The sequence below is a fragment of the Enterobacter sp. CPE_E890 genome (genome assembly GCF_046521475.1).
Taxonomy (GTDB): Bacteria; Pseudomonadota; Gammaproteobacteria; order Enterobacterales; family Enterobacteriaceae; genus Enterobacter; species Enterobacter adelaidei.
The window spans coordinates 1,498,763-1,519,666 of the sequence record NZ_JBKFZW010000001.1; the positions used below are offsets into that span (position 1 = coordinate 1,498,763).

Annotated in this window: 17 protein-coding genes; 9 read left to right on the top strand and 8 right to left on the bottom strand. The window is 53.6% G+C overall.

The window, feature by feature from the left end:
* Positions 1-280: 280 nt before the first annotated feature.
* Positions 281-1,168 (bottom strand): threonine/homoserine exporter RhtA, encoded by an 888-nt coding sequence (gene rhtA / locus ACLHV9_RS07425; protein WP_128347857.1) that lies wholly within the window; start codon positions 1,166-1,168, stop codon positions 281-283.
* Between the two features lie 354 nt (positions 1,169-1,522).
* Here rhtA and ompX point away from each other — a divergent pair, with 354 nt between their 5' ends.
* Complete coding sequence (ompX, locus tag ACLHV9_RS07430; protein WP_028019363.1) at positions 1,523-2,041, top strand: outer membrane protein OmpX; 519 nt, start codon at positions 1,523-1,525, stop codon at positions 2,039-2,041.
* A 106-nt stretch (positions 2,042-2,147) separates the two neighbouring features.
* Here ompX and ACLHV9_RS07435 read toward each other — a convergent pair whose 3' ends face one another.
* Entirely contained in the window at positions 2,148-3,731 is a 1,584-nt protein-coding gene (locus ACLHV9_RS07435; protein ID WP_028019362.1) for a phosphoethanolamine transferase, read from the bottom strand.
* 283 nt (positions 3,732-4,014) lie between these two features.
* Positions 4,015-4,143 (bottom strand): manganase accumulation protein MntS, encoded by a 129-nt coding sequence (gene mntS / locus ACLHV9_RS07440; protein ID WP_032667017.1) that lies wholly within the window; start codon positions 4,141-4,143, stop codon positions 4,015-4,017.
* Between the two features lie 183 nt (positions 4,144-4,326).
* Here mntS and mntR point away from each other — a divergent pair, with 183 nt between their 5' ends.
* The 6 genes from mntR to ACLHV9_RS07470 all read left to right on the top strand — a co-directional run bounded on the left by mntR (position 4,327) and on the right by ACLHV9_RS07470 (position 10,668).
* Positions 4,327-4,800 (top strand): manganese-binding transcriptional regulator MntR, encoded by a 474-nt coding sequence (mntR, locus tag ACLHV9_RS07445; protein WP_028019361.1) that lies wholly within the window; start codon positions 4,327-4,329, stop codon positions 4,798-4,800.
* A complete protein-coding gene (locus ACLHV9_RS07450; RefSeq protein ID WP_407220354.1) occupies positions 4,797-5,897 on the top strand; it encodes an anion transporter in 1,101 nt (366 codons plus the stop codon). Before mntR ends, ACLHV9_RS07450 begins: the two co-directional genes overlap by 4 nt.
* A gap of 101 nt (positions 5,898-5,998) precedes the next feature.
* Complete coding sequence (locus tag ACLHV9_RS07455) at positions 5,999-7,039, top strand: aldo/keto reductase (RefSeq protein ID WP_028019359.1); 1,041 nt, start codon at positions 5,999-6,001, stop codon at positions 7,037-7,039.
* Between the two features lie 146 nt (positions 7,040-7,185).
* The gene (locus ACLHV9_RS07460) at positions 7,186-8,562 is read left to right on the top strand and encodes a glycoside hydrolase family 1 protein (RefSeq protein ID WP_407220355.1); all 1,377 of its coding nucleotides are present in this window, start codon (positions 7,186-7,188) and stop codon (positions 8,560-8,562) included.
* A 51-nt stretch (positions 8,563-8,613) separates the two neighbouring features.
* Positions 8,614-9,936 carry a PTS sugar transporter subunit IIC gene (locus tag ACLHV9_RS07465; RefSeq protein ID WP_108090539.1) on the top strand — a complete coding sequence of 441 codons (1,323 nt, stop codon included), beginning with the start codon at positions 8,614-8,616 and terminating at the stop codon, positions 9,934-9,936.
* Between the two features lie 15 nt (positions 9,937-9,951).
* Positions 9,952-10,668, top strand: a complete 717-nt coding sequence (locus ACLHV9_RS07470; RefSeq protein WP_028019356.1) for a GntR family transcriptional regulator — start codon at positions 9,952-9,954, stop codon at positions 10,666-10,668.
* Positions 10,669-10,676: 8 nt separating this feature from the next.
* Here the strand turns inward: ACLHV9_RS07470 and ACLHV9_RS07475 are convergent, their stop codons facing one another.
* On the bottom strand, positions 10,677-11,486 hold the full coding sequence (locus ACLHV9_RS07475; RefSeq protein ID WP_028019355.1) for a glycosyltransferase: 810 nt from the start codon (positions 11,484-11,486) through the stop codon (positions 10,677-10,679).
* A 242-nt stretch (positions 11,487-11,728) separates the two neighbouring features.
* Positions 11,729-12,649: a L,D-transpeptidase gene (ldtB, locus tag ACLHV9_RS07480; RefSeq protein ID WP_028019354.1), complete on the bottom strand. Its 921-nt coding sequence runs from the start codon at positions 12,647-12,649 to the stop codon at positions 11,729-11,731.
* 222 nt (positions 12,650-12,871) lie between these two features.
* Between ldtB and ACLHV9_RS07485 the strand changes: the two genes are divergently transcribed.
* Positions 12,872-14,467, top strand: coding sequence for an ABC-F family ATPase (locus ACLHV9_RS07485; protein ID WP_028021392.1), 1,596 nt, complete (start codon positions 12,872-12,874; stop codon positions 14,465-14,467).
* Between the two features lie 82 nt (positions 14,468-14,549).
* Here ACLHV9_RS07485 and ACLHV9_RS07490 read toward each other — a convergent pair whose 3' ends face one another.
* Together ACLHV9_RS07490 and ACLHV9_RS07495 are read right to left on the bottom strand one after the other, a co-directional pair.
* Positions 14,550-16,913, bottom strand: a complete 2,364-nt coding sequence (locus ACLHV9_RS07490; protein ID WP_133175283.1) for a glycoside hydrolase family 31 protein — start codon at positions 16,911-16,913, stop codon at positions 14,550-14,552.
* Between the two features lie 17 nt (positions 16,914-16,930).
* Complete coding sequence (locus tag ACLHV9_RS07495) at positions 16,931-18,232, bottom strand: MFS transporter (protein ID WP_028019351.1); 1,302 nt, start codon at positions 18,230-18,232, stop codon at positions 16,931-16,933.
* Between the two features lie 288 nt (positions 18,233-18,520).
* On the opposite strand from ACLHV9_RS07495, the gene ACLHV9_RS07500 reads away from it, so the two are divergent.
* The gene (locus tag ACLHV9_RS07500; protein ID WP_032667016.1) at positions 18,521-19,594 is read left to right on the top strand and encodes a LacI family DNA-binding transcriptional regulator; all 1,074 of its coding nucleotides are present in this window, start codon (positions 18,521-18,523) and stop codon (positions 19,592-19,594) included.
* On the opposite strand, the gene ACLHV9_RS07505 is transcribed toward ACLHV9_RS07500, so the two are convergent.
* Positions 19,591-20,847: a DUF1479 domain-containing protein gene (locus ACLHV9_RS07505; RefSeq protein WP_049005400.1), complete on the bottom strand. Its 1,257-nt coding sequence runs from the start codon at positions 20,845-20,847 to the stop codon at positions 19,591-19,593. The two genes, ACLHV9_RS07500 and ACLHV9_RS07505, sit on opposite strands and share 4 nt — an antisense overlap.
* Positions 20,848-20,904 lie beyond the last annotated feature (57 nt).

The following is a 20,904-nucleotide window of genomic DNA, read 5'->3' on the forward strand; positions in this document are numbered from 1 at the left end:
TTTATGTCCCAGGTAATTACGGAACTAAGTATAGCACCGGTTTTTTTGTCTGCGGTTTGGCTATACCTATCAGTTTAATAGCAAGAAGAAGGTTGAGTATTTAATGTATTGAAATTAAATATAAATTTTCTATTCTATACAGATTGATCTTAATTTTTTACTGGGGTGTAAGAGTGTGGAAAGATATTTCGATAATATGACAAACTGTGAATGAAATTATAAATCCTGGCGAGTTGAGCTTTATTCTGCATGGCGCGGAAGCCATGCAGAATATATGGCCTTAGTTGATATCGACCTTTTCAACTTTAGGTTCAGAACGCATGGTCAGCGTCGAACCCATTGAGGCCGCTATAATCGAGCAGAGCGCCAGCGTCTGGGTCAATGTCAGGGTTTCGCCAAGAAACACCATCCCGGAGATTGCGGCAAGCGCAGGCTCCATACTCATCAGGGTGCCGAAAATACGCGTCGGCAGGCGCGTAAGGGCGATCATTTCCAGGGAATAGGGGAGAGCGGTCGAGAGAATAGCGACCGCCAGACCAATCGGCATGACTGACCATTGCCAGATAGATTCCGTTGCCTGGGCCATACCGATGGGCACAAACACGATGGCTGCAATCAATGAACCCAATGCGACGGTCGCCGGGCCATGCTCTTCCCCAGCGCGCTGACCGGTGAGTATATAGATAGCCCAGCAGGCACCGGCGCCTAAGGCCAGCGCCGCACCTGTCAGATCAATCTCAGAAACATTCTGACCCAACGGCAGCAAGAACCATAGCCCCAGAACGGCTAATACGACCCAGATAAAATCAACAGGGCGGCGCGAGGAGAAGAGCGCCACGGCCAGCGGGCCGGTAAATTCCAGCGCAACGGCAATCCCCAGCGGGATCGTCTGGATGGAGAGATAGAACAGGTAGTTCATCGCTCCCAGGGAAAGCCCATAAAACAGCAAGGGTAAACGCTGCTCTTTTTTGAAGCGTAAACGCCAGGGTTTGAAAATAACCACCAGTATCGCCGTTCCCAACACGATGCGCAGGGCAGTGACCCCAGGAGCACCAACCAGCGGAAAAAGAGATTTTGCCAGCGAGGCACCACTTTGAATGGACAACATTGCGATGAGTATGACTGCTACCGGCAACCAGACCGACGATGTGCGGGATAACCCAGGCATCCTTTCTCCTGTCAGCTTATGTCAAATGAAGTAAAGGTTGCAGTGTAAAGGAATTATGCTGCAACGGTTGAGACGCCGTTGAAAAAAAACCATGTGAAATCCGTAAAATGGTTAAGCGTTGTTGGATTTATCGCCTGTCAGATTAGGAATAATCTGGATGAATGTAACAGCACAGGCGCGCACTATGGGCGTTTTGTAGTGAAAATTACATGTGATTTGAAAGAGATAGCTGAAGCTGGAAACGTTCTGTTACAGGAAAGGAACCTTTAGACATCACGAATCACAAAGAGTTTCGCAAATTTTTTTGATATATTTAAAACTTACGGACTTACTTGAAGCACATTTGAGGTGGTTATGAAAAAAATTGCATGTCTTTCAGCACTGGCCGCTGTACTGGCTGTTTCCGCAGGTACCGCTGTAGCTGCGACTTCTACCGTTACCGGTGGTTACGCTCAGAGCGACTATCAGGGCGTGATGAACAAAGCTAACGGTTTCAACCTGAAGTACCGCTACGAGCAGGACAACAACCCACTGGGCGTGATCGGTTCTTTCACCTACACCGAGAAAGATCGTTCTGACAACGGCGCGTACAATAAAAGCCAGTACTACGGCATCACTGCTGGTCCAGCTTACCGTCTGAACGACTGGGCAAGCATCTACGGTGTTGTAGGTGTTGGCTACGGTAAATTCCAGCAGACCGAAAACCAGGGTGCGAACCGCACTGCAAGCAACAGCGACTACGGCTTCTCCTATGGCGCAGGCCTGCAGTTCAACCCAATCCAGGACGTTGCTCTGGACTTCTCTTATGAGCAGAGCCGTATCCGCAACGTTGACGTTGGCACCTGGATCGCGGGCGTAGGTTACCGCTTCTAATCACTCCGGTGAGCTAATAAAAAATCCGCCCAATGTGGCGGATTTTTTTTATCTTCGTTCCCACTTCTTGTGGAAGAGGGTCAGGATGAGGGCATTACCGCTCAGCTTACTTACTCTTAATATCGAAGATATCCGTACCCAGATGGTTGTAGTCAACTTTCTGTAACTTGAAGTTGGTAACGTAAACTGGGGGGGCCTTCTTACCTGAGACAAAGGGGTACCCCGTTTTTATCTGCTCAGCAGAGATCCCCGTCCACTGCGAGAAGAACTGCAGAAAATCATTAGCCGAACGTCGGGCTTTAATGACGCGATGCGTTTTATCGTCACTCGACAGCACCATAAAGGGTACCTGGAAGTTCTGCTGGAACTTGTCATCGTGCGCCAGATACTGCACCTCTTTTCCACGTTCTTTAAACGCCAGCCCGTGATCTGAGAAATAGACCAGCGAGAAGCTGTCACCCGTATTGCGTAACTGCTCATACAGCTTGCTGAGCAAGTCGTCGGTTTGCGTCATGGTATAGAGATAACAAGAGGTCTCTTTGGACTGCACGAACTCGGCGTACTTCCCTCCAGTGCGATCGCAGGCCTGAGGATGCGATCCCATCAGGTGCAGGACAATCAACTGAGGCTGAGTACGCGGGGTGGCAAAGACCTGCGACGTCATTTTCAGCAGCGCTTCGTCTTTCGTATTTTTGTCGGCTTCAAAGTCGCCGCTTTTCAGGAACTGCACTTCATCAGCACGCTTAGCGATACTGGCGATGGCCGTATCGTATTCACCAATTTGCCCCTGATTGGAGAACCACCATGTCTGAAAACCCGCGCGGTTTGCCAGGGTGACAAAGTTATCCTGATATTGTGGCTTGCCATCAACCACACGGTTGAGCGTCAGGCCGAGCGATTTCTGCGTTGAACCGCTGGCCGCGACATAATCGGTAAACAGTGTGCCATTAACCGAACTGGCAAACGGCGTGTTATCCCAGTGTCCTCCAAACGCCCCCATGGCATCCCGACGTGCACTTTCGCCAATCACCACCACATAGGTGTGATATTTCGGCTTAACGGCCAACACGTTCCAGGTGTCTTTCATATTGGAGAGTTCAGCCATGCGGGCCTGCTCGTCGAGAACCTCTTTATTATTTACAACGACGTCTTTCACGAAGCGGAAAACCGGATAGCCGATATTGATGAGCCTTAGCTTACCGTCCCAGGGAATATTCTGGATGGGGGCAACAAACGCCACGGCAATGCTGAACACCAGACAGAGTATTTCGATCTTACCCCAGGATTTTTTTTCGCCCGACTGACGACGGATGGCGATAACGCCCAACGCGAAAATAAAGAGCCCAACCACGTAGCTGTACCACGGGAAGATCGTCAGGATCTCCGTCGACTCTTCCATGTTGGTCGAGTGCAGTGCCAGCAGGGTGTTAAAGTTTGGTGAGCCGTAAGCCTGACCAAACGGGAAATAGAGCGCAGCGACCAGGGAACAGATCCCGATTACCGTTTTTTGCGCGCGCGGTGCGGCTCGCCACAGCAAATGCAAAATGCAGGTGAAAGCGACCGCATAGAGCAGACTAAAGGGATAGCCAAGCGCAAAGTTAATCAGCAATGACTGCAAAAAGTAAAACCCCGTCCACGGGCTTAAGGCCCGGCTGCGGGTAACAACGGTATCTATCAGGGTTAAATTCATAGGTCACTATCATGGATAAAAACGCCATGTGCTCACCCTGGCGTCAAGGGTCATAACCTGCCTGACAGTGCGTGGAGAGGGAATGAGGGTCCGCTTCAGCGAGCCGCAAATTGTGCAGGGCTGCAAGAAGATAGTGCGAGTAGTAAATAATATCAACAGTTGCTAAGCAGATGTTTTGCGAAGGGGATTGCAAATCCGTAAAAAAGATCGGGAATAAGGCGGCTAAACGCCATTGTACAGAGGGATTGTGACGGAAAAATGAAGCGGCGTACCGCAACGCCGCTTAGTGAGAAGGTTTGTCGTCCTGTTGCGGTTTGTTGTTAAACATATCGCACAGCATGTTCAACAGCATTAAGCGCACTTTGAAGGGGGAGTGAGTAAACACGGTCATACACCTCTTGAATTCGTTCATAAGACCTCCTGATTTTAGATCCCTTCGATCCGTGAAGGGTGACTGCATTACATACAGATATAGCACAGGCTATATTGTATAGCTATGGCTATTTCGTTAATTTTTTGTGCTTACAGAGTGATGGTTTACAATGTGCGCTCTCGATACCGGGCGCTGGAAGCGTCACCCCACTGAGGAAGTACAATGAACCGTCGCGCAGGTAAGCCAACGATGAGAAAAACGACGCAACTGGTGAATGTTGAAGAGCACGTTGAAGGGTTCCGCCAGGTACGTGAAGCGCACCGGCGTGAACTGATTGATGATTATGTGGAGCTGATTTCCGATCTGATCCGTGAGGTCGGGGAAGCGCGTCAGGTTGATATGGCTGCCAGACTGGGGGTTTCGCAACCTACCGTTGCTAAAATGTTAAAGCGACTGGCTTCTGTGGGGCTCATTGAAATGATTCCCTGGCGCGGTGTTTTTCTGACGCCGGAGGGGGAGAAGCTTGCGCAGGAGAGCCGCGAGCGTCACCAGCTCGTTGAGAACTTTTTACTGGTGCTGGGCGTTAGCCCGGAGATCGCCCGCCGGGATGCGGAAGGAATGGAACACCACGTTAGCGAAGAGACGCTGGTTAAGTTCCGTGAATTTACTCTTAAATATGGTTCCTCCGCTGAATGAACATTCCTGGATTACAGGCCCTGGCACGCGACCGTTTCTTTCATCTCTTATTAATTGTTGGCGCAGGGTTAAGTCTCTTTGTCCCTTTTGCGCCACATGCCTGGCCTGCGGCGATTGACTGGCGAACCATCATTACCCTGAGCGGTTTAATGATGCTCACCAAAGGTGTTGAGCTGAGCGGCTATTTTGACGTACTGGGACGCAAAATGGTGCGCCGCTTTGCTACCGAGCGTAAGTTGTCACTGTTTATGGTCTTCTCCGCCGCGGTGCTGTCGACCTTTTTGACCAACGACGTAGCACTGTTTATCATCGTGCCCCTCACGCTCACGCTGCGAAAGCTTTGTGAGATCCCGGTAAGCAGGTTGATCATCTTTGAAGCGCTGGCCGTGAATGCCGGTTCTCTTTTGACCCCCATTGGTAACCCACAAAATATCCTTCTCTGGGGACGTTCCGGTCTGTCGTTCGCCGCCTTTACCTGGCAGATGGCCCCACTGGCGCTGGCGATGATGCTGTCGCTACTAGTGGTTTGCTGGTGTGCGTTTCCTGATAAAAAACTGCAATACCACAGCGGAACCACGGGCCCGCAGTGGCAGCCTCGTCTGGTCTGGAGCTGCCTGGGACTGTATATCGTCTTTCTGTTCGCGCTGGAGCTGAAATCTGAGCTGGTGGGCGTCCTGCTCGTGGCCGCGGGGTTTGTCGTCCTGGCACGGCGCGTTCTGGTGAGCGTGGACTGGACGTTGCTGCTGGTCTTCATGGCGATGTTTATTGATGTGCATCTCCTTATCCAGCTTCCGGTACTGCAAAATGTTCTTCACAGTGTCAGCACGCTTTCCCAGCCTGGATTGTGGCTGACGGCGATTGGCCTGTCTCAGTTTATCAGTAATGTGCCTGCTACCATCCTGCTGCTCAACTATGTGCCACCTGACACGCTCCTGGCCTGGGCAGTTAACATCGGCGGATTTGGGCTCCTGCCCGGTTCACTGGCCAATCTGATTGCCCTGCGTATGGCTAACGATCGCCGTATCTGGTGGCGCTTCCATGTCTGGTCGATCCCAATGTTGATTTGGGCGGCACTGGCAGGCTTTTTACTGCTTTAGAGAAATGGGCAAGAAATAGACAGAAACGACACATTCGCAATGAGAACCAGAGAGGTATAACTCTCTGGTCGCCATTGGATGAACATTGAGAGGTGTGTCGTATGCGTTATCAAAAACTGGGCAATACCGGTCTGTTTGTTTCCGAACTGTGCCTCGGCACCATGACCTTCGGCGGAGAAGGGGGGATGTGGGGCAAGATTGGTCAACTGCAGCAACGCGACGCCGAGCAGCTTGTAGGCCGCGCGCTGGATGCCGGGATCAACTTTATCGACACCGCGGACGTTTACTCTGAAGGACGCTCGGAGGAGATCACCGGTCAGGCGCTGAAAAACCTGAAAGTACCGCGCGAGAACGTGGTGGTTGCCACCAAAGTGTTCGGTGAAACGGGCACTGCAGGGGTGAACTCACGCGGCAGTTCCCGCTATCACATCATCAGCAGCGTAAAAGAGAGCCTGCGCCGCCTCCAGCTCGATCATATCGATCTCTATCAGCTACACGGTTTCGACCCTGCAACACCCATCGAAGAGACGCTCTATGCGCTGGATAATCTGGTGCAGCAAGGCCATGTACGTTATATCGGCGTCTCGAACTGGGCGGCGTGGCAAATTACCAAAGCGCTCGGTATGTCTGAACGTCTTGGGCTGGCGCGTTTCGCGTCACTGCAGGCGTATTACACCATTGCCGGACGCGATCTTGAACGTGAGCTGGTACCGATGATGCAGAGCGAAGGGGTCGGGCTGATGGTCTGGAGCCCGCTGGCTGGCGGCCTGCTGAGTGGAAAATATGGCCGCGACGGGCAGAGCGAAGCAGGTGGCCGTCGTCTGGAGTTCGACTTCCCGCCGGTGAATAAAGAGCGCGCCTTCGACTGCGTGGACGTGATGCGCACTATCGCCGAAAGCAAGGGCGTCTCCGTCGCGCAAATCGCGCTGGCGTGGCTGCTGCATCAAAAAGCCGTGACCAGCGTGATAATTGGTGCCAAACGTGTTGAGCAACTGGACGATAATATTGCCGCGACCGGGATCAGCCTGAGCGAACCAGAGCTAAAACAGCTCGATGCCGTAAGCGCGTTGCCACGCGAATATCCTGGCTGGATGCTGGAGCGGCAGGGAGAATATCGCCGCAATCAGTTAATGCAACAGTAACCTTTCTTATCCCGGTGACAGTTTGCTCACCGGTTTTTTTTCCTGCATTGCTCACAAAAAACGATCCTCCTCTTTGATTGATTTTTCATCTTCGCCTATATGACTAGTCATGAAATTTTAAATGACTAGTCATAAGAGAGGGGACGATGAATCAATTACTGCCAGCCAACTTTTTATGGGGTAACTCGGTATCGAGCATGCAGACGGAAGGCGCATGGAACGAGGGCGGGAAGGGAATGTCGGTATATGACATTCGTGAGGCCGGAGAAAACGTCTCTGACTGGAAAGTCGCAACGGACTCTTACCACCGTTATCGGGAAGATTTCGACCTGATGCAGGACCTGGGCATGAATTGCTATCGCTTTCAGATCGCCTGGAGCCGCGTCTGCCCGCAGGGTGATGGTGACTTTAATGACGAAGGTATCGCCTTTTATGACCGCTTTATTGACGATCTGATTGCCCGTGGTATTGAGCCGATGATTTGTCTCTACCACTTCGATATGCCGCTGGCGCTGGCGCAGGAGTACAACGGTTTTAACGATCGCTATGTGATGGATGCCTTTATTCGCTATGGCAAAAAGATGATCGACTGCTTCGGCGATCGCGTGAAGTACTGGCTGACCTTCAACGAGCAGAACATCTTCCATATGCCGGAAGCCTTCCGGATATCCGGCTACATGAAAGGGGAGAAAACCCTGCGCGAGCTGTACGAGCTACAGCACCATACAATGGTGGCGCACATGGCGTTGACTGAGTATCTGCACCAGACCAAACCGGGGAAATTGATGGGCGGCATGCTGGCGCATCAGCTGATCTATCCGGCCACCTGCAAACCGCGCGATATATTCTGTGCACAACAATACGATGAATTCCTCAACCAAAACCTGCTGCGAGTGTTTGCCGGTCAGGGCTACAGCCCGGCGGTGTTGGCAGTGGTGGAGCAGGAAGGCTTTAGTGACATCTACCGTGCCGACGATCTCCAGCTTCTGGCGCGCACTAAAAACGACTTCATGGCGTTCAGCTACTACGCCAGTAAAACCCTGGACAGTGATGCAATCCCCGAAGGCACACCGGTGAACTATTACCTGCTGCACGGCGAGAAAAACAACCCGTACCTGAAGGCCACCGAGTGGAACTGGCAGATCGATCCGCTGGGCTTCCGCACCATCATCACCCGCTACGCCAACGACTGGCGCCTGCCGGTGTTCCCGATCGAGAACGGCATTGGGGTGATTGAGTCCTGGGACGGCGTGAACCCGATTGATGACACCTACCGTATCGACTATCACCGGGCGCATATCGAGGCCATGAGGGAGGCGATGTTCGAGGACGGGGCGGAAGTGATCGGCTATCTCGGCTGGGGCCTCATCGACATTCTCAGCTCTCAGGGGGACATGCGTAAACGCTACGGTGTGGTTTACGTCAACCGTGAAAACCATGACCTGAAAGACCTGAAACGTGTGCCGAAGAAAAGTTACGCGTGGTTAAAACAGGTTATTCATACCAACGGACGCGAGATGTAAGTTGTACGCTGCCGGGCCGTTTTTGTGACTGATTGATGGGAAATATCCGCTATGTCTGAAACAAAAATAACACCGCATATGCAGTCCTTTGTCGATAAATTTGTAGAGTTCTCGGCGCGTCTGGCAAACCAGGTGCACCTGCGTTCCCTGCGCGATGCTTTCGCCACGGTAATGCCAATTTTCATCCTCGCGGGTCTGGCGGTGCTGGTGAATAACGTGGTCTTTCCGTGGATCTTTGAAGGCGACACGCTGGCACAATGTAAGCTGTGGGGGGAGGCGATAATCAACGGCACGCTGAATATCGCTGCGCTGCTATTGGCTCCAATGATTGCCTGGTCGCTGGCGCGCAACAAAGATTTCGACAATCCGGTCTCGGCAGTGGTTATCGCCGTCAGCAGTTTTATCATCATGATGCCGATGCGCTTACAGCTCACGCCCGTCGGCAGCGATACCACGGTGAACGTCACCCAGGTGCTGACGTTTGCCAATATCGGCTCCACCGGGATTTTCGCCGGGGTGTTGATTGGTTTGCTTTCAACGGAGTTGTTTATTGCTATTTCGCGCCTGAAAGCACTGCATATTTCGCTCGGAGAGAATGTGCCACCTGCGGTGAGTAGATCGTTTACTGCGCTGATCCCAACTATTCTCACGCTCTCTCTGTTTGCGGTACTGGCGGCTCTGCTGGCAAGCGTGCTGCATACGGATTTGATCCACCTGATCACGACCTTTATTCAGCAGCCACTTCGACTCATCAACACCAGTCTGCCGGGCACGATCTTTATCTACAGTTTTGGTAATTTCCTGTTTACGCTCGGTATTCATCAGTCGGTGGTCAATAGCGTGGTGCTGGAGCCGTTCCTGCTGATCAACACCAATGAGAACATGCTGGCCTTTGCTAACGGTCAGCCAATCCCACACATCATCAATAACATCTTCGTGCCGACGTTTGGCATGGTGGGTGGCACGGGCAGCACCATTTCCCTGTTGATAGCTATTTTTATCTTCTCGCGCCAAAAATCGGCGAAACAGGTGGCGCGCCTGTCGCTGGCCCCAGGCCTGTTTAACATCAACGAGCCGGTCATTTTTGGCTTGCCGATAGTGTTTAACCTGCCGTTGATGATCCCCTTTGTACTTTTGCCTGCCATTGGCATCTACTTTGCCTGGCTCTGTACCACGCTGGGATTAATGTCGCGTTGTGTAGTGATGATTCCCTGGACAACGCCACCCATCCTGAGTGCCTGGCTGGCGACAGCAGGAGACTGGCGAGCGGTGGTGGTGCAGTTGGCAATCATTGTTTTTGGTGTATTCTTCTACCTGCCTTTCCTCAAAATTGCCGAGAGAGTGGCGTTGAAAAACAGCGGGATAGAAAACTAGCAGAAAGGAAGGACGATGGCGGCGAAGTACATCACCATAGCGCGGGAAATTAAGAAACGCATTATCAGTCAGCAGTATGCCGCCAATGAACCGCTGCCGGATCAGTTTGCGCTGGCGGCGGAGTTCAACTCCAGCCGGATGACCATCCAGCAGGCAATGCGGCAGCTGATTGTGGAAGGACTGGTTTATACCCGCCAGGGGCAGGGGACATTCATCCGCAAAAATTTCCTCCAGCTTTCACAGTGGGATCTCTCCGGCAGTGACTACTTTGGGGCGACTAAAACGTGGGAACATTTGGGAACGGTGACCAGCCAGGTGGTGCACTTTGAGCTGCGTTTCCCGAACGAGAAAGAGCAGGCATCGCTGATGATTAACGCCGATGCGCCTGTCTATGACTTTATTCGTTTACGTTTGCTCAACGGTGAACCCATGTCGCTGGATTCAACGGTGATGCCAATGAACCTGGTCCCCGGACTGACGAAAAGCCATCTTGAGGGCTCGGTATTTCAGTACGTCCAGGAGACGCTGGGGCTGAAAATTATGGGGTCGTACCGGATTGTACGGGCGTTAAAACCCAATACGCTGGACAGACAACATCTTGTCTGCGAGCAGACCGATCCCGTACTGGAAGTGGAGCAGGTTATTTATCTGGAAGATGGCACACCACTGGAGTATGCCCACTGTCACTATCGTTACGATCACGGCGGGATTGTGATCGTCAATAACGGCTAGCTACTCTGTCAGGCGCACGATTCGAAATAGCTGTCGGTGTCTTGTATATAAAGATCGTTCTGGCACAGATGCTGGATTTGACCTGGCTTAAATGTAAAACGGACTTTTTGAAGCCAGGAACGTTTTATTTTGCTGGTATTGTCACGTGATAATCCGTAGTCATGGATTATCTCATGAACAAAACGAATGCTTTGCGCAGAAACATAGACAGGTGTTTTGGTTAGCTGAATCAGTTTACTGATCCAAATATCATCCGCTCGAGGACAAACCTTAATGAAGTCCTCGTTATAATGGAAATATTCCGGGATCATTCTCTTCTTGAGTACAACGCCACCGAGACCTGTGATGATATAGTTCTGTTCAACGACTTTTGGGACCGTGATAAGCGGGAAATTACGATAGGTATCAAGAAGATCTTTCTTCTTTTTTACCGTTTCTCGCACACGCGCAGCCACCACAAATTCCTGATTGTGGCGGTAAAAATCATCCAGCAATGTTTCCGCCCAAATTTCGTTGTAGATAGCGTCATCGTCAGCATAAATCAGAATATCGTCTTCCGTTGCTGCTTGTAGCGCCGGAAACAATTTCCGATATGGTCCGGTATTTTTAACCCATTTAAAGACCAGATTGGTGCCCGTCTGGCGAATTTTCTGCGCCCATTCAGGCTCTTCAGTGATGCCTTCGTCACTGAGATAAGGTGTACTGGAGACCCACACAACAATTTGATCGACCTTTTTACTCTGGTTCGCCAGTGACCACACTGTTTGCGAACAGAGATAAAGGCGCGATTTTGTTGTTGTTAAATTAATACTGATCATCAAACTGAGCGGGCTCCAGAAATAAAAAAAACCTGATAAATACAGATTAAACTGATTTTACAAGTACGCGCATCATAACACTTAGAGGGGCGGATGTAACCCCGCCGGGTTAGCAGAAAATGGCAAGAATGGGACTTATGGCAAAATTGCTATTCAGACAGAATGAGAGTGTTCGGTTTCGGAAAGCAAAAAGACCCCGATAATTCGGGGTCTTTTTAAGAGACTTATGTGGAGCAGGTTGATTAGTTCAAACGCACCGGCATACCGGAGCGGTTCTGCACGGCCTGGTCAACAATCGTTGTCTCTACGTCCGGTTGAGAGGTTACTGACTGCACTGCGCTGTTCAGCGTAACCGGTACGATTTCGTTGTTGTTGATCTGATCTTCGCTGGTGGACAGCGGGTTGTGCACTTCAATATAACGGCTGCCATCAGGCTCAGACGTGGCTTTCACCGGTTCGTTGATGAACTGCACGCGCGTGCCGACAGGTACGTTTTCGAACAAGAATTTGATGTCTTCGTTACGCAGGCGCACACAACCGTGGCTGACGCGCAGGCCAATACCGAAGTTAGCGTTGGTACCGTGGATCGCATATAGACGGCCAATGTACAGCGCGTACAGACCCATCGGGTTATCCGGGCCTGCCGGTACAACGGCTGGCAGCGGTTCGCCCGCAGCGATGTATTCTGCGTGCATTTTGGCCGTCGGCGTCCAGGTTGGGCCTGCTTTCTTACGCTCAACTTTGGTCGTCCAGTTCATTGGCGTGTCTTTGCCCAACTGGCCGATACCGATTGGCAGCACAATAACGGTGTTGGTGCCTTTCGGGTAGTAATACAGACGCATTTCCGCGCTGTTAATGACGATACCTTCGTGAACGGTATCCGGCAGGATCAGCTGCTGTGGAATATTCAGCACGGTACCCGCTTTCGGCAGATAAGGGTCAACGCCCGGGTTCGCTTCCAGCATGTTAGACAGGCCCAGCTGGTACTGTGCAGCGAAATACTCCAGTGGCTGAGAGTTACCTTCTGGTACCGTCACCACCTGGTTCTGGCCTACCAGACGGCTACCGTCTGTTGGCAGGGGATACGTCACCGCAGACGCGGTCTTACAAAAACCTACTACGGCTAACGCCGCCGCAAAAAGCGTTGTTAATTTCATGTTCATGTTGTGCGAGGTATCTAAGCCATTCTGGCGATGAGTTGATAAGTCTGAATCTGTGATGGGAGCGCATTATATGTGCATTCCCGCTAACAGGGAATTCAGATGTGTACGAAATCACACTTTTTTCGATTTTGTTAAAGTTTAGTGGATTGCGGCAACGCGGGATCTCAATTCGGAATTGTGGCATAATGCCGTGTTTATCACACTTTTCGCAGGAATCTCTCCGTGTTAGTTACCAGCAACGTCACTATGCAGTTTGGCAGTAAGCCGCTGTTCGAAAACATTTCCGTCAAATTTGGCGGCGGCAACCGTTACGGCCTGATTGGTGCCAACGGTAGCGGTAAATCCACCTTTATGAAGATCCTCGGCGGTGACCTGGAGCCGACGCTCGGCAACGTATCGCTCGATCCCAACGAGCGTATCGGTAAGCTGCGTCAGGATCAGTTCGCCTTCGAAGAATTCACCGTGCTCGACACGGTGATCATGGGACACGCGGAGCTGTGGGAAGTAAAACAAGAGCGCGACCGTATTTACGCGCTGGCCGAGATGAGTGAAGAAGACGGCTATAAAGTGGCCGAACTGGAAACGCAATACGGTGAGATGGACGGTTATTCTGCGGAAGCGCGTGCAGGTGAACTGCTGTTGGGCGTTGGCATTCCGGTAGAACAACACTACGGCCCGATGAGCGAAGTCGCGCCTGGCTGGAAACTGCGTGTGCTGCTGGCTCAGGCGCTGTTCTCCAACCCGGACATCCTGTTGCTCGATGAACCGACGAACAACCTGGACATCGATACCATTCGCTGGCTGGAGCAGACGCTGAACGATCGCGACAGCACCATGATCATCATTTCGCACGACCGTCACTTCCTGAATATGGTGTGTACGCACATGGCGGATCTGGATTACGGTGAGCTGCGCGTTTATCCAGGCAACTACGATGAGTACATGACGGCTGCAACCCAGGCGCGTGAACGTCTGCTGGCCGATAACGCCAAGAAGAAAGCGCAAATTGCTGACCTGCAGTCCTTCGTCAGCCGCTTTAGCGCTAACGCCTCTAAATCCCGTCAGGCGACCTCGCGTGCGCGCCAGATCGATAAAATCAAGCTGGAAGAAGTCAAAGCGTCCAGCCGTCAGAACCCGTTCATTCGTTTCGAGCAGGATAAGAAACTGTTCCGTAACGCGCTGGAAGTGGAAGCCCTTACTAAAGGTTTCGATGAAGGTCCGCTGTTCAAAAACTTCAATTTACTGCTGGAAGTGGGTGAGAAAATTGCCATTCTGGGTGCTAACGGTGTGGGTAAATCCACCATGCTCAAAACCCTGGTCGGCGAACTGCAGCCGGATAACGGTACGGTTAAATGGTCTGAAAACGCCCAGATTGGTTACTATGCACAGGATCACGAATACGAGTTCGAAAACGACCTGACCGTCTTTGACTGGATGAGCCAGTGGAAGCAGGAAGGCGACGACGAGCAGGCGGTACGCAGTATTCTGGGGCGTCTGCTGTTCAGCCAGGACGACATCAAAAAGCCAGCTAAAGTGCTCTCCGGTGGTGAGAAGGGCCGTATGCTGTTCGGCAAGCTGATGATGGAAAAACCAAATATCCTGGTGATGGACGAACCGACTAACCACCTGGATATGGAATCGATTGAATCGCTGAACATGGCGCTGGAGATGTACCAGGGTACTCTGATCTTCGTCTCTCACGACCGTGAATTCGTCAGTTCGCTGGCGACCCGCGTGATCGAAATTACGCCAGAACGCGTGGTGGACTTCACCGGTAACTACGAAGATTACCTGCGCAGTAAAGGTATCGAGAACTAAAAAAAGCCCGGTGGCGCTACGCTTACCGGGCCTACGAGTCAGTTTGTAGGCCGGGTAAGGCGAAGCCGCCACCCGGCAATGCTCAAAGCACCCACTCACCCCCTTCAACCCCGTTCACCAGCAGCGTACGTTTTTCCCCTACAGGCAGCGACACCTTCAGCGCTTTCCACGCCGGACGATAATCCCCGCGCGCGTTGACCTTCAGGTTGATGGTTGCGCCATCGCACACCATTTCCCACTCCACCCACAGCGCATTGCCGTTCTGGTAGCCCCAGCTTTCACCATCGTCTTCAAACAGCATGCCCGAGGTGGTCCCGACGCCCTTCACCGGGAACAGCTTCAGCTCGCGGGTATCGTCTTTTTCAGCGAACACGTGGGTAATGCGTTCGCTGAGCGGCAGACCGGCACCGGCGCGCACCAGCATCGGCAGTTTTTCCAGCGGCGCGTCGAGGACGATCGACTGGCCGCCAGCAAACCACGCGTGGGTGTAAAAATCATACCAGCCGGTGTCGTTATCCGGCAGCCAGACACGGCGCTCGCGTTGACCGGCTTCGACCACGCTGGCCACCAGCAGGTCGCGGCCCAGCAGGAACTCATCGCACTCTTCGAAGGTTTGCGCATCGTGTTCGTGGTCGAGGAACGTCGGGCGCAGCATCGGCTCGTCATCGGCGTGCGCCTGCCAGAGCAGGGTGTAGAGATACGGCAGCAGACGATAGCGCAGCTCAACCGCGCCGCGAATGGCTGGCGTGACGCCAGGGTACATCCACGGCTCGTTCACCGTGTGATCGTCATTCCACGAGTGAATGGTAAAGCGCGGATGCATCACGCCGTTCTGCACCCAGCGCACGAACAGCTCGGCGTCCGGCTTGTCGCCGGAGAAACCGCCCACGTCGTGACCGACGTTGAACAGCCCGGACAGGCTCATGCCAAGCCCCATGCGGATGTTATAGCGCAGGGTGTCCCAGTTGGTGCGGTTGTCGCCGCTCCAGGTCTGAACGTAGCGCTGCATCCCGGCGCAGCCGGAGCGGGAGATCAGATACGGACGTTTTTCCGGCGCGAAACGCTGCTGCGCTTCCAGCGAGGCGCGCATCATCAAAAGCGGCATCACCGGGCGAATATGCTTGATGGCGATCTCTTTACCGAAACCATAACAGCGGGCTTCACCATCCCATACCTCATACTCGTTATTGTCGTTCCAGGTGGAGTCGATGCCCATTTCCAGCAGTTGCGTGGTCACGCCTTCCTGCCACCATTGCACTGTCTGCGGGTTGGTAAAATCGAGGTGCGAGCCTTCGTCATCCCAGAAGCTGGAACGTTCAGGTGCATCGGTTTCTGAATCACGAATGAACAGGCCGCTTTCTGCCACTTCGTTATAGCGCGGATGATCCTGCAGCAGGCACGGCTTGATGTTCGCGGCAAGTTTCAGTCCTGCGTCGTGGAATGCCTGGCTCATCACCTTCGGCTGCGGCACCTTGTCGTAGTTCCAGTTAAAGACGTAACGTTTGCCGTTGATCGACGTATAGCCCGACGAGAGCTGGAACGAGTCGCATGGAATGGCGTGCTCTTCACACAGGCGAATGAAGTTCATCAGCTGGTTTTGCGCGTCCGGCGCGTCGGTGTAGTGCATGGTCGAGCCGCTGTACCCGAGGCTCCATTTTGGCCCGAACAGCGTTTTCCCGGTCAGGCGTACAAACGCTTTGGTGACGTCCAGAACGCGTTTACCGGTGAAGATGTAGTAATCAATATCACCCGCTTCCGCCTGCCAGCGACGATAGGCGGTGTGGTAGTTGTCGATTTCGTTACCCAGATCCAGCCAGCAGCTGCTCAGGTTGTCGTAGAACAGGCCGTAACTCACGTCATCGCGACGGGCGATAGTGAAGGGAATATGCTTGTACAGCGGGTCGGTGCTTGCTGCGTTATAACCCATTGCGTCGAGGTTGCGCATCTCGTAGCGCTTGCCGTTGCGCTGCAGATCGCCCGCTTTTTCGCCCAGGCCGTAGAAACGCTCGTCCTTGCGGCGGCTGAGGTAGTGCGCCACGCCGTCGCCGTGGGCGTTCAGCAGGTAGGCGCTGGTGGGACGGTCGTTGACCAGCGGCTGCCACTCGCCCGCGTCATTGCGGTAGTGCCATTCGAGCCACAGCGGCTGGTGTACGGTCACGCGCAGCCGTTCGGTTGCCACGGTTAACGTCTCATCCTGCTGCGTCAGTGTCCAGACAGGACAAGTGAAACCGCTTAAATCATCGCGACGGCGACCTTCCCACGGCACGTCATGCTCCGGGGCAATGCTCCAGGTACGGTCCAGCGTCAGTTCGCCTTTGCGTTTGATCAGTACACGGAACAGATTCTCTTCCAGCACATACAGGCACAAGCGGTGCTGGTTATCGACCAGCAGTTCCAGATGGTTTGCCGACTGCGTATCAATGGTCCAGTTTTTCAGGGTTTTCATAATCACTACATCCACTATCAGGCGCGCTTGGCGCGACGTTCAGCAATAAATGCTACCAGGAAGACAGCGCCAATCAGGTCAAAGAAGCCCATGGCAATAAAGAGCGGGTTAAAGCCGATTTTGTCGGCGGTTACACCGATTAACAGCGAGAACAGGAAGCTGGCGATCCACGCCGCCGAGCCGCGCATGCCGTTGACGGTCGCCATCTGGCCTTTGTCGAACGACTCAACGACCAGGGCGCTGAGCATGCAGGAGATAATCTGGTGCCCGAAGCCGCCGATGGAGATCAGCACGATGGTGATATACGGGTCGCGGGTAATGGCCACGATGCCCAGAGAGATCATCAGGAACGCGCCCGTCACGGAGCTTGCGACCACCGAGTTAACGCGGGAGCAGCCGAACAGTCGGGTATACAGACGCGTCAGGTAGCCGCTCGCCACGCTACCGAGATCCGCGGCGAGGAACGGCAGCCAGGCAAACATCGCAATCTGCTTCAGATCCATGCCGTGCTCTTTGGCGAGGTACAGCGGCACCCAGAAGCTCAGTACCGCCCAGGCGGGTTCCGCCATAAAGGCCGGAATGGCGATGCCGTAGAAACGTTTGTTCTTCGAGACGGTTTTCAGCGCGGTCAGGAAGGGCAGTTTCACCGCAGGCGGTTCGTTATCCTGCTTGATAAACGCCAGCTCGTCTTTGCTCAGGTTCGGGTGCTGCTCCGGGTTATGGTAGAACGCCCACCACAAGATCACCCACAGCAGCGCCAGCACGCCGGTGAACATAAACGCGCCCTGCCAGCCGAACGAGGCGTGAGCAAAGTAGATGATAGGCGGAGCCAGCATCGCGCCGATGGAGAAGCCCACACCCGCCCAGCCGGCGGCAACAGGTCGCTCTGATTTCGGGAACCATTCACCGATGGTTTTGGCGTTCGCCGGGGTAGCTGCGGCTTCAGAGGCACCCATAAAGAAGCGCAGAATAGCCAGGTGCAGCCAGCTTCCGGCACCTGCATGGAAAATACACATCAGCGCCCAGATCCCGGCGCAGACCATAAAGCCAATCTTCAGGCCGATGACGTCAATCAACCAGCCGCACAGAGGCTGGAAAATGGTGTAGGCGATCTGGAATGCTCCCACGATCCAGGAGTATTGCTCGGTGGTGATCCCGAGGCTCTCTTTCAGTTCCGGGGCGAGGATCCCTAATGAGTTTCGGGTGATGTAGTTAACGGTGACGCCAAGTAAGAACAGCACCAGCACGTACCAGCGCAGGTTCTTGATGACGCGACGGGTTTTGCTTGCCGCAACAGTGTTATTGATGTCCTGACTCATTTTACTCTCCACAAGACGGACGGTAAGGGGACGGAGGTTCAGGTGTCACACAGTTTTTTATGGCTTTGATTTCTATCCGGTTATACTGCCTTAATTGGTATACAACTAGTATGGAAGTTGTGTGACAAGTTCACCTTAAGGGAGAAAATGAGTGGGCAATAGTGGATTTTGTGCAAAATTTCTCATAACTGACCTGAACCCTCTGGCATGATGACTTTTATGTCAGTTACTGCCTGATAGATACGCTATGAAAATTTTTTCATTTCGCAAATGGAGCCAGATCACAAAATGGACAAAAGGCTAAAAATCACCGAAATCGCCGCCCGAACGCAGCTCTCAATCAGCACCGTATCGCGTGTGCTGGCGGGAAAAGCGAATACCAGCGAAAAAGCGCGTACAAAGGTGCTGGCGTGCGCGCGCGAGCTGGGGGTAATGGACGGCATGGCGGCAGGGCGTCTGCTGCTTAACAGCCTGGTGGTTTTTGCCCCCCAGAGGGCTTTTGACGAGCGGTCCGACATCTTTTACTACCGTGTGATCCAGAGTGTAGGTAAAGGGCTGGCATCCCACGAAGTGCGGTTACGCTACTGCGCGCTGGAAGAGAACGACAGCGACGCGCAGCTTTTTCTGGCACGGATGAACGAACCGGATACCCAGGCAGCCATTCTGCTCGGCATTGACGATCCGCATATCCACGATCTGGCGGTGGATGTAGGTAAACCCTGTATGCTGATTAACTGTCGTGACCGCCATATGCGCCTGCCTGCCGTCGCGCCGGATCATCGCGCCATTGGCGAGCGGGCGGCGGAATATCTGTTCGAGATGGGACACCGTGAGGTGATGAACGTGCTGTGTCTGCGACGCTACACCATGGAGCAGCGCCTGTCAGGGATCCGCGATGCGTGGCTGTCCCATAACCTGAAGTTCAGCGATAAACATGACCTGCTGGTGGTGCCCAGCTTCAGCGCCCGCGAAACGGAACAGCTGGTCAGCAGCTGGCTCGACGACATGCAGGGGAAGGATTTACCTACCGCGTTTTTGGTGGGGGGCGACTTTATGGCGGCGGGCACCATCAGCGCGCTGCAAAACCACGGCTTGCGCGTGCCGCAGGACGTGTCGGTGATGAGTATCGACGGGTTTAATCTGGCGGCGATTCAGGATGTGCCTCTGACGGCCGTGCATGTTCCGCGTGATGAACTGGGAACGGAAGCAGTACATATGCTTCAGCAGCGGCTGATGCGACCGGACGCGCCTGTAGGAACATTGCTGCTTAACGGCACGCTGACCGTGCGGGAATCGGTACGGCGGATACGTCAGGGGAAACGACGCACCGCCGTTGAGCGGGAAGGGCTATACGACAGTTAAACCATGCCCAGCGCACGCTTGCCGTGGATGTTGAGATCGTTCACGGTAAAGCGGTCCTGCCAGCTTTTTTCATAATCTTCACGCGGGAAATCGCCCGGTGACGCGCCGGTTTCCAGCGCTTCCTTGACCTTCTTCGCATAGGCGAGGTTTTTCTCGCACATCGGTGCGGCAGGAATGTACATCACGTTGCCCCAGCCCTGCTGGTTTTCCACCGGTGCGACGGAGTGGATAACATCGCAGTGCCACCATACGGAATCGCCCGCTTCGAGTGCCGGGATGCTGGTCAGCGCCTCGATCAGCAGCGGGTGCCACTTCTCGGAAACCGGCAGCACGCGCCCCGGAGCCACGCCGCACAGCTCATCTTCCGGCACGTCATCCAGCAGCGGACGCAGCAGAATATAAGCCATCGCTTCCGGGATCGGCACCACGTGCAGCAACCCCTGACCCGGGATCATGTCCGACAGCGCCGTCCAGCCCTGGAAGGTACGGAACACCGAACATTTGGTGGTGTTATCGACGGTGTACTCTTCCACTTCGGTACGGTGCGCGGCGTTCCACGGATCGTATTTATCGACGTTGCCGTCAAACACGCGGGCAAAGACCTGCTGATAGGCCGGAAGCAGCCAGCGCTCCAGCGCGCCGGAGTCAGTATGCGCGCCCAGTCCTTTCGAGGTGGTTCCCGGCGGGCGGCGGCGGATGCGGTCCGGGTAAATCACACTCACGTCCGGGTCGAACCACTGTTTGCCGTTGCTCTCGAATGTCCATAAACGGTTCAGGAACGACTGCACCTGCGCCATCTCTTCGCTCTGGCGCGCCTGCATTTGTGCCTGCGACCAGTAGATCGGGTAAATTTCCGGGCGAGAGGCCGTCAAGGTGCCGAAGAAGTTATCGCCTGGTCCTTTATATACCTCGTCAAACTTGTTCAAATCGAGGTAGTCGAGCATCGACTGATCCCACGCCAGCGCCTGCTCGCGCGGGAAGTGATTCTTGATGACCGCACAGCCACGACGTTTAACGGCTTCACGCTGTTCCGCACCAATCGTGCCGTTTTTTACATCGGCAAATGGGATCACCGGCCAGACGGTTTCGCCTTTGTTCTTCAGCGCGTTGATTTCCGCCACGCGGGTGGCGATTTTATCGCTGAGCTTGTTGAATACTGCCTGAACGTCGCCAATCTGGGCGCGTAATTCACGCTTCATCTGGCGAATTGCTGCTTTGTGATCTGCTGGCAAAATTTCACTGGTAAACGTCATAACCGCCTCACATCTTTCATTCGAAAGTAAAAATATCTACAAGTGATACTTTAAGTT

What these genes read in the sequence shown, in the direction of transcription:
- ACLHV9_RS07455 (WP_028019359.1), top strand. Translation starts at nt 5,999, where the DNA reads ATGCGTTATCAAAAACTGGGCAATACCGGTCTGTTTGTTTCCGAACTG.
- ACLHV9_RS07475 (WP_028019355.1), bottom strand. Translation starts at nt 11,486, where the DNA reads ATGATCAGTATTAATTTAACAACAACAAAATCGCGCCTTTATCTCTGT.
- ACLHV9_RS07505 (WP_049005400.1), bottom strand. Translation starts at nt 20,847, where the DNA reads ATGACGTTTACCAGTGAAATTTTGCCAGCAGATCACAAAGCAGCAATT.
- ompX (WP_028019363.1), top strand. Translation starts at nt 1,523, where the DNA reads ATGAAAAAAATTGCATGTCTTTCAGCACTGGCCGCTGTACTGGCTGTT.
- ldtB (WP_028019354.1), bottom strand. Translation starts at nt 12,649, where the DNA reads ATGAACATGAAATTAACAACGCTTTTTGCGGCGGCGTTAGCCGTAGTA.
- ACLHV9_RS07465 (WP_108090539.1), top strand. Translation starts at nt 8,614, where the DNA reads ATGTCTGAAACAAAAATAACACCGCATATGCAGTCCTTTGTCGATAAA.
- mntS (WP_032667017.1), bottom strand. Translation starts at nt 4,143, where the DNA reads ATGAACGAATTCAAGAGGTGTATGACCGTGTTTACTCACTCCCCCTTC.
- mntR (WP_028019361.1), top strand. Translation starts at nt 4,327, where the DNA reads ATGAACCGTCGCGCAGGTAAGCCAACGATGAGAAAAACGACGCAACTG.
- ACLHV9_RS07460 (WP_407220355.1), top strand. Translation starts at nt 7,186, where the DNA reads ATGAATCAATTACTGCCAGCCAACTTTTTATGGGGTAACTCGGTATCG.
- ACLHV9_RS07495 (WP_028019351.1), bottom strand. Translation starts at nt 18,232, where the DNA reads ATGAGTCAGGACATCAATAACACTGTTGCGGCAAGCAAAACCCGTCGC.
- ACLHV9_RS07490 (WP_133175283.1), bottom strand. Translation starts at nt 16,913, where the DNA reads ATGAAAACCCTGAAAAACTGGACCATTGATACGCAGTCGGCAAACCAT.
- ACLHV9_RS07470 (WP_028019356.1), top strand. Translation starts at nt 9,952, where the DNA reads ATGGCGGCGAAGTACATCACCATAGCGCGGGAAATTAAGAAACGCATT.
- ACLHV9_RS07450 (WP_407220354.1), top strand. Translation starts at nt 4,797, where the DNA reads ATGAACATTCCTGGATTACAGGCCCTGGCACGCGACCGTTTCTTTCAT.
- ACLHV9_RS07435 (WP_028019362.1), bottom strand. Translation starts at nt 3,731, where the DNA reads ATGAATTTAACCCTGATAGATACCGTTGTTACCCGCAGCCGGGCCTTA.
- rhtA (WP_128347857.1), bottom strand. Translation starts at nt 1,168, where the DNA reads ATGCCTGGGTTATCCCGCACATCGTCGGTCTGGTTGCCGGTAGCAGTC.
- ACLHV9_RS07500 (WP_032667016.1), top strand. Translation starts at nt 18,521, where the DNA reads ATGGACAAAAGGCTAAAAATCACCGAAATCGCCGCCCGAACGCAGCTC.